The sequence below is a fragment of the Vibrio sp. Y176 genome (assembly GCF_033438945.1).
The window spans coordinates 421204-430317 of the sequence record NZ_JAWOQS010000001.1 but is presented as its reverse complement, the minus strand read 5'-3'; the positions used below and the strand labels follow the sequence as shown (position 1 = coordinate 430317).

Annotated in this window: 1 protein-coding gene; it reads right to left on the bottom strand. The window is 43.6% G+C overall.

The window, feature by feature from the left end; all coding sequences use genetic code 11:
* Window positions 1-9032: tandem large repeat (locus tag R7O13_RS01940; protein ID WP_318302825.1), on the bottom strand; the 9032-nt coding region annotated here is incomplete at its 3' end.
* Window positions 9033-9114: the final 82 nt, after the last annotated feature.

Genomic DNA, 9114 nt, shown 5'->3' with positions numbered 1-9114 from the left:
AAAGTTGGCGTGATCGGCATGGAGTAAGCCGTGTTCTGGCTACCGGTATTTCCTGATAAGTCTTGGTAGTCACGAACAAGCAACCCCACATTCAGCTCTGACGTGCTTGGTACCACCACATCACCAGTCCAAATACTTGGGTCCGCGGTTGCCATTAATGAAGTGATCGTTGTACCACCTAACTCCGCCGCTGCGGACTGCAGATCTTTATCGAATTCTAGCGTTACCGTCACGCTTTGGCCGATGGCTTGGTGCTCAGGCGTAAACGTCACGTTAGTCAGCGTTGGCAGAGACTGCGCCAGTGTAAAGCTCTGGCTTTCACTCACTTCAATGCCCGCTGAGTTCGTCCCCGTCACCATCACGGTATAAGTGCCATTGGTTTGGTGACTCATGTCCATTGCGTCACTGATCCAAGTGCCACCGGCTTGTACTGTTGCACTGCCGCTTTTTAGTACCGTCACGCTGCCTTGAGCTTTCACTTCAAGACGCAAGGACTGACCGTCAAAACGTGTCGACGTACCTTCGAATTGTAGCGTGGCGGCTTGCGTTTCATCCACATTACCCACTGGCGTAATAGCTAAAGTTGGCGTGATCGGCATGGAGTAAGCCGTGTTCTGGCTACCGGTATTTCCTGATAAGTCTTGGTAGTCACGAACTAGTAACACCACATTCAGCTCTGACGAGTCTGGTACCACTACATCACCAGTCCAAACACTTGGGTCCGCGGTTGCCACTAACGAGGTGATCGTCGTGCCACCTAACTCCGCTGCGGCGGATTGCAGATCTTTATCGAATTCCAGCGTCACCGTCACGCTTTGGCCGATGGCTTGGTGCTCAGGCGTAAACGTCACGTTAGTCAGCATTGGCAGAGACTGCGCGAGTGTAAAGCTCTGGCTTTCACTCACTTCAATGCCCGCTGAGTTCGTCCCCGTCACCATCACAGTATAAGTGCCATTGGTTTGATGACTCATATCAATCGCGTCACTGGTCCAAGTGCCACCGGCTTGTACTGTCGCGCTGCTGCTTTTTAGTACCGTCGCGCTGCCTTGGGCTTTCACTTCAAGACGCAGGGACTGGCCGTCAAAACGTGTCGACGTACCTTCGAATTGTAGCGTGGCGGCATGCGTTTCATCCACACTGCCCACTGGCGTGATGGCTAAGGTTGGCGTGATCGGTAATTCGTGAGCGGTGTTATCCTCACCTATGTTGCCAGTCAAATCTTTAAATTGACTAACAACCAAGTCGACACTTAACAGCGCGGTGCTCGGAACTTGTACATCACCAACCCAGACCTTTTTATCTGCCGTTGCTGACAGAGAACTAATGCGATTGCCGCCAAGTGTAGCGGTCGCCTCTTGGAGCTCTTTATCAAACTCAAGTGAGACACTCACGCTTTGCCCCACGCTCTGATGCTCGGGGTTAAATGTCACATTGGTCAGTTTTGGTAAGGTTCCTTCAACCGCGATACTTAAACTGCTTCCTTTTCCAGGAATGGTGTTGATACTTTGGTAGCTATCATCCTCTACCTGTATTGTTATGTTTTTATCTTGCTTTTCTGGACTGATGTAATTAACCGTCCACGTAACGTTGTCTGAAGTGGACCAAGTATCTTGTTTTAACGTTCCTGTTGCACCGTTATCACTAGCGACAAGGTGGACATCTGAAATATCAAAGTTCGTAACTTCTTCTGTAAAGTTAAACGCAAGCGTAATCTCTTCGCCTCCAAAAAGAGGGGCGCTTGAGGCGGTAGAGATACTTAGCCCGGGAACGGTTGCCGCTTCCACATGCGCGTCAATAGAACTTTCACTCTTGTTATCCACCTTGTCTGTTGCTGCCACCGTGATCGTATGATCGCCTTTCGGTAACAAATAGCTTATGACATAAGGCCCCGCTTCGGTTGTCGGCTCAGTAATCGCTTGAGGAGCCACTGTGCTACCACCACTCACCGCTTTTGACGTGACGAGGTTTAAATTTTTATCTGTAATGTATGCACTAATTTCTAGTTGATACTTATCGTTTGTCGGCACCTTAGAGGTTTGATTAGCACTTAAGCCCGAAATACTTGGAGCGTCATAATCAACAATAGATTCGATAACCTTTCCATCATAACTTTTGCCTAGTAATTCAAAGCTTGTATTCTCTCTTCCAACTGAGTCCGTCACCGTCACCTTAAGGGTGTATGACCCTTGGTTATCGACGGCAAAGTTCATCATTCCATTACCACTAGATGAGATAACATCACCTGAGTAACGCAAGGAATCACCGAGGCTTGAAATAAGCTCCACAGAATATTGTGAAGCTTTCACTCTTTCTCCTTCCACAGTAGATACCGTAAACGGCTGGCTCGCCTTGGTAAAAAACAGTTTCCCACCCTGCAAACTCGTAATCCCATCGAAATCAATCGTGACTTTAGGAACACTAATATCAATGACTTTTCTGATGTCTGAATATAGCCCAACACTATCTGTCGCTTTGATATCAACCGTGATTGAACCACGCCCCTCTAACTGAGATTTCGGTAGTTCAAAGTACGTAGATGAACCATTCCCATCCTCTACTCTTTCTTCTTGATAACTCGGGTTTAAAACCGAGTAGTTTACTTTTGTGAGGCTGCTACCAGTGTCCGTTATGTCAAAACGAAAACGAACATTATCTGGATTTGTTGGCGATTCGGTTACGATTATCTCATCGCCAACACTTGGAGGTGTGTTGTCAACTTTAATATCAACGTTCGCTTCACCGACTCTCGACCACACATCCGTTGCAGTAATCGTTGTCCTGATCGTTTTTCCATCCGCATCGCTAGGAAGTTCACTTGTAAATGTTGAACACTTGTAGGTTGGGTCATCTGCACACACCTCTAATTGTGCAAACTTCTCCGGATGATCTTTATAGTTGTAGGATTCCGTTCCAAACCTGGCCATCACATTGTCTAGTCTAGAGTTTTCATACAGCTTAATTCTGAATTTGGCGACAAGCTGCTGACCATTAATGGTTGTGTTTCCGACCGGATCAGTAATTTCAACGACTACCGAACCTTTAGGTAATTCAAGCATTAGATCGTGCTCTGGCGTCAAGTTTCCTGCTAAATCAGATAAGTTCTTGATTTTGTATTCTTGAGTTGTACTCAGGCCATCAATAATATCGGCATAGGATTCAGAATACGTACACTTGATATTTCCAACACCTTTGGCACAAGTCGTTGGTGTATAAGCTTTGTTGCCAAGATTACGAACCAACTTTGGATATTCATCTGAACTTTCGGTATTCACGCCTGATAAAGCATCATTAAAAGAGAGCTCAAATGTGAGCATCTTCTTCTTCAAAGCTTCATCAAACCAAACATCACTTCCTTTAAAACTGTATGAGTTACCATCCACGACTGTCGGTGCATCAATATCCACCATCGAGAAATTGAACTTGTTGATCGTTTCACGCCCATTTGTACCCAAGGTTTTAGTGATCAAAGTAACAGGTGCTTTGGTCATGTTTTGCCCAACATTGACACTACAACTGTAAGGTTCTTGCGATACGTTGATAACACCAGAAGTTGGTTGCTCATTAGTTGGTGGCGCATCTAGAGAGTTGTATTCTTCACGAACCCAACACTCTAACGTTTTGGCTTTGACCGCACTCAATGTAGTAAAGGTGACATCAAGAACACCATCAGATAAGTAATTTTGGAAGTCCAGCGGGCTTTCAACTGTTAGAACCACGCCTTCACGCTGTACGCTAAAGGTTTGGTTTACTTTTCCAACCTTTCGGTCTTTTTCATCAAGGTAACGAACTTTGTTATAAACCTTGATATCAAGTTCATAATTACCATCTTTGGCAATTTGTGTAGAAAGCAACGTTGCGGTCCAAGTGCCATCTGCGGTTTCTGAGAACGTAAAGTTAGTCCCGTTTTGCTCACCAGAAAATCTATACGTTGAGTCAATTCGATCAACGCCACTATCATCAACAATATCAAGCGTAAGTACGATATTCCCATCTTGATAGATGGTGTTGTTTGTAATGGGCGTTCCATCCGTGTAACTCATCGCCAGCGTCACCTGCGGGATTGAGTTGTACACTTTGACGGTAAAATCTTGCTCACCACTGGTTAAGGTTGTGTTGCCACGAACATCAGACCCTTTTAAACGAACCTTGTGTGTACCCGTACCTAAATCACCAAGGCTCACTTTGAGATCCTCATTGATTTTTGTACCGGGAGAGCCAGGTAATGGCTCCAGATCGCTAAACGTCCAATACTCTAGGCTTTCTCGATTGACACCATTAATTGAAACATCACCGTTTGCATTTAGGTCTAGAGCCGTTAGGTCAAAGACATAGTTACCTAAGTAGTAGTCATTCGCATTGAAACCACTTAATCCTAATGTTGGCCCATCACGATCAAGAATAACCTTGTGCGTGTTAGAACTAGACTCAAAACCATAAATATCGGTTGCTTTTACATACAATGACGTTGTTTTTTCATCTTCAGAAATGTCTATTTTATCTGTGTCACTCTTGATAAGAGACATGACAAATTCTTTAGATGAATCCGTTGGCACAATTGTCTTAATTGGCGAATCTTTACCACTTTGATACAGCGAGACTTGCTCAAGGTCTGAATCGTCTATTACGGATTTAAATCGCACATTGAACTCACGCCCTATGACATAGTTCTCTTTAGACAATGTGTCTTCAACCCAAGGCGTATTTAGGATGATTTCAGGGCCTTTGTTATCGACTTGGAAGGTAAATTTCCCTGTTGTACTAACATTGGCAGGGTAAGCGTTGTCCGTCGCAGTGACGTAAAATTCATTCCATTCATCGTAATCAAATGCTTTTGAAACCAGTTGGACTTTGACGTCAGGCTGTTCACCAACTAGGTATGGTACGTCACACGCCTCTGTTAGAGGGTCACAGCTTTCTAATGTCAGAGCCTGACCAGATCCGCGGCGCAAATCTATTTTTACGTTATTGCCAGAGCTTAACGTCCCCCAATCAATGACAGGTGCCCATTGGTTATTACCACCTAAACGGCTTTGAACCTGCTCACTTTTTACAATAGGGGCTTCAGAGTCGATACGAATATTGAATCTCGGAGCGGTGCTAGTTAACTCTGAAACGGAGTTACCTAAGTTGTCCTCTGCTGCTGCAACAACTAACCAATCTCCATCACCAGGATAAATCGTAGAGCCTTGATTTGAACAAATCTCGCCCGTACATAGTTTGACTTTAAACGCGTCTTTCGAGTTACTTGCAAAGTTTTCTGGTGTGTATGTTACTTTTTCACCGGTTTGCTGGTAGAAAACAAGGCCCCTCGAGGCAAGCTTATCACCAACAATATCCTCAACCTTGAAGGTTAATTCATGAGTATTGTTCGCATTTAAATAAATACCGTTTTCTACAGGTTTACCATCGACATCATTCGGTGGAAGGTAACTGGCCTTAGGGAAGTCGTTATCAATAAACACCGATTCTATAAACGGAGATTTACCATTGTAACCATACGCATTGCCATGTGGGTCCATAGCACTGGTCTCCACGGCAAACTCTATAATATCTTTTAGTTCACTAGACTGGGAGTTAAGGGTGAAGAAGTACTCTTTTCGATAAGCATTGCTGCTGTCTGAGTTTTCTACGATGTTGATGTCCAGTGGTATTTCAATATTTGGCTCATTGGCTTGATACCACATCGTGCTAAACTTCGGGCCGTGAGCGTCGGTTCCTACAATACCAGAAGGATCGTCTAGGACAATTTTAGAAACAACCTCGCCAGCGATATAAAGCCTATTACCAACCATCGTCTCTCTACCGCTTTCAATGGTTAATTTTGGCTGCGGCGGCAAGGTATCGATACTGCTACCCTCTGTATCAAAAATGTTCTTACCATTTAAGTCAGGATTAGCCATCGAAATATCATCAGCATAGAGCTGCGCGATATTGGTCTCAATACCGTATTTGCTCGCCATGATTTCATAATACGATTGCGCCAGATCTTTTCGGTAAGTTTCAGCGCCAAACGTGTAAGAATCGAGCGTAACTTGACTTCCTCCGGCCCCTATACCATTTGCTTTTCCATCGTAGCTAAAATCATCGTAAATAGCAGATGCAAAATCTAATGAGTTATTTCTTGGCATTCTCTCGGCAATACTATCAATTGCTTCAACAAGGAATCGGTGTAGATAGTCATTTGATGGCTTGTCTGGAATCGCTTTAGTCGTAAGCATTTCATTGGTTGCATAAGACACAACCGTTGGGTCAAACCCAAAGAATGAGTTGTTATTCGTACCTGATAACGCGTAGCGCACCTCATCAAGAATTTGAATCGCACGTTCTGAAGTTTTCTCTCCCGCTGTCACTTGATCCCACTGGAAATCAAACAAACCAGTCTGATATGTCGATAGTTCAGTAATATAGTAAGTTTGAGAACCTTTGAGCTTAAAATACACACCAATATTGGCCTTGTTTAAGTCAACCGTTACTTTCTTGGTCCCTGGATCTCTTTTCCATTGGTAATAGTATGGCTCACTGCCTTCGATACCAATTAAACGAACACGCATGAAATCATAATTCACTACGTCAGTTGTGGTTTCACAGCTCGCTACGTCAAGAGCCATAGACTGGTCACTTTCCAGTTGCTGGATAGTGGTACAACTTGCAAGTGAAGTGAATTCACCACTTGGGCTCAACCCTTCAAGTTGAGCTCGCGCACCAATAAATGGTGTCACCACTTTTATGGTTGGTAGGTCAAAGCTACTTCTAAAATATACTTCTCTTGGAGTGCTTTCGTTATCAGACTCATCGACGGTTTGAATGACTAACTTTTGACTACTGTTTTCTGATACCGATTTAAAGCTGTCACCCAAAATATCTCTTACAAAAGGAATGTAATAGATGACATCCTCTACTCGCCCATTGCTATCTAACAGCGTTTCGTGCGGAATTTTTGCGATGTAATCGTCATCTGATGCCGTTGTATCAATAACTTGCTGAAGTGAGTAGTTGTTATCGTTGTTTTGGCTTACGTAGTACTTGACGACGAGCTTAAGCTTATTAGCGTTGGAGCCTAAAACCGTATCGGTATTTACGTCTGATACTTTCACACGAACATAAGGGATTTTATTCTCTTTCAATAAATTAGCGTTGAAGTTACTAAAATCTATCCCTTTTAATGAGCTCTGAATCCCTAAACTTGCATACGCATAGTCAATCTTCAGGAAATCGCGGCTTGCTTGAACATTGTCTGGGGTGTACGTATCTTGAGAGTAGATACCATCGTAAGTGGTTCGTTCACCATCTAACCCCACATTTACGTACGTCATTGACGTACCTTCAGGATAGGTTATCGTCTGTGCTGGCGCTTGATCGTCACGACTTACTGCATGCTGCGCAGAGCCCGTATTGCCTTTGCTATCCCTCGCTCGAACCTCAAAGACCGTCGTAGATAGGAATTCATCAGTTGGGTAAGCCTTACTAAACTCACAAGCATTTCCAGACTCTACAGTGACAGGAGAACATGTGACGCCCTCATGTAAGCCATCTTTAAATGAAATACTGACCGAACTAATCTCTTGCGAGCTTTCTTTTACAACGCCTTTCAGAACGTATTCTTTAAGTTGGTTATTAATTGCACTCGCCGATGTAATATCGATAACAGGCGCATCGTTATCCCATTCAAAATTGATATGAAGACCCGAATGGCTGCCTGGAATTAACTCATTACCCAGTACATCCGCTGTATATAAGACTAACCGTGCTGCTGTTACGTTTGAGAGCCCAGTGGCAGGGTTCATATCTACACTATCGATCTCTTTGGTATTAATGGTAACTTTAACGTTGGTCTCTCGAAGGCCAACTTCAAAATCATCAAATTCAACCGAACAGAATGTGCTTCCAAAATCTTGTATGTCGTTACATTGAAATTCACCAGACCAAGAGCCATTAATCTGATACTGAATAAAGGTGGATACGTCTTCTACACCGATATCATCAACAATTTTTAGTTCAACTTTATCGGTGCCTGCAAGTACATCACGGTCAATGCGTGTCACGATAGGCGCTGTGGTATCAATCTCCGTCCCATCTCGCGGTGGAATGACGCCATCTGTACTGCCATATGTACCTAAGTCATTAAGCTTCTTACTAAAGTCGACATAGTCGGCAGCATCAGTACCAGAAATATTGATACTTGGGTCGTTTACCACGATCAAAACGTGCTGAGATAAGTCACGTGTGTAAACGTCGCTGTTTATCTTTTTCTGTCCAAAGCTGAGGGGAGTCACTGCTCCTGAAGTCTTGCTCACTTCAAGACCATCAAGAACACCATCTGCAATAACATCCCGATATTGGATGTCGGCGAAATGCATTGAAGTGTAGACGTTATCGCTGTTGCCGTATTTTTTTATAAGATCGTAAGAGTAAGACGAGTATGCTGTTAATAAAGCGCCGTATTGATGCCCAGTACTAGCAAAACTGCTTTGCCCACCTTTGGTAATATCAATAGGTTTGGTCTCATTTACGTCAAAACCATACATGCTATTGATACTATCCAAAGCGGTTGAAAAGGCACTTTCATCTGTGGCCCCCTGGGAAATTTTGTACTTTGCCAAGCCTGCTGCCAAGTTCGACAGCGGAGTAAGCATTAACTTTTGCTCACTCCCCTCTTTAAAGTTCACAACACCTTCAAATTTAAGTGTCTTCGCATTACTCACAGATACCGTTTCATTTGTAAACGGATCGGTATAACTCCCCTCTTTTGCAACAACAAAAAGAGGCATTGACGAAGATTCAAACTCTAGCAGATAGTTTCCGAAGGCATCAGACGTTGTGTTAGCCAACTTCCGACCTAAGTTTCCATTTTTGAACTCGAAAACCTCTATCTTGGCGCCATTGACTGGGGCGTCAAACACCATACCGGAAATGCTTCCTTTGCTTCTAGCTGGCGGTGTGTTGTCTCCTCCATCACCACCACCACATGCACTCAATAAAAGAGATGTAAGCGTAAGACCTAATGTTAATTTCAGCGTATTTTTAGCGAACATAGTAATTTGGCAAAATATATTTTCCCGAGATTATATTATTGAAAAATATTTTCTCAACGTGACATTAACACCAACAAAATAG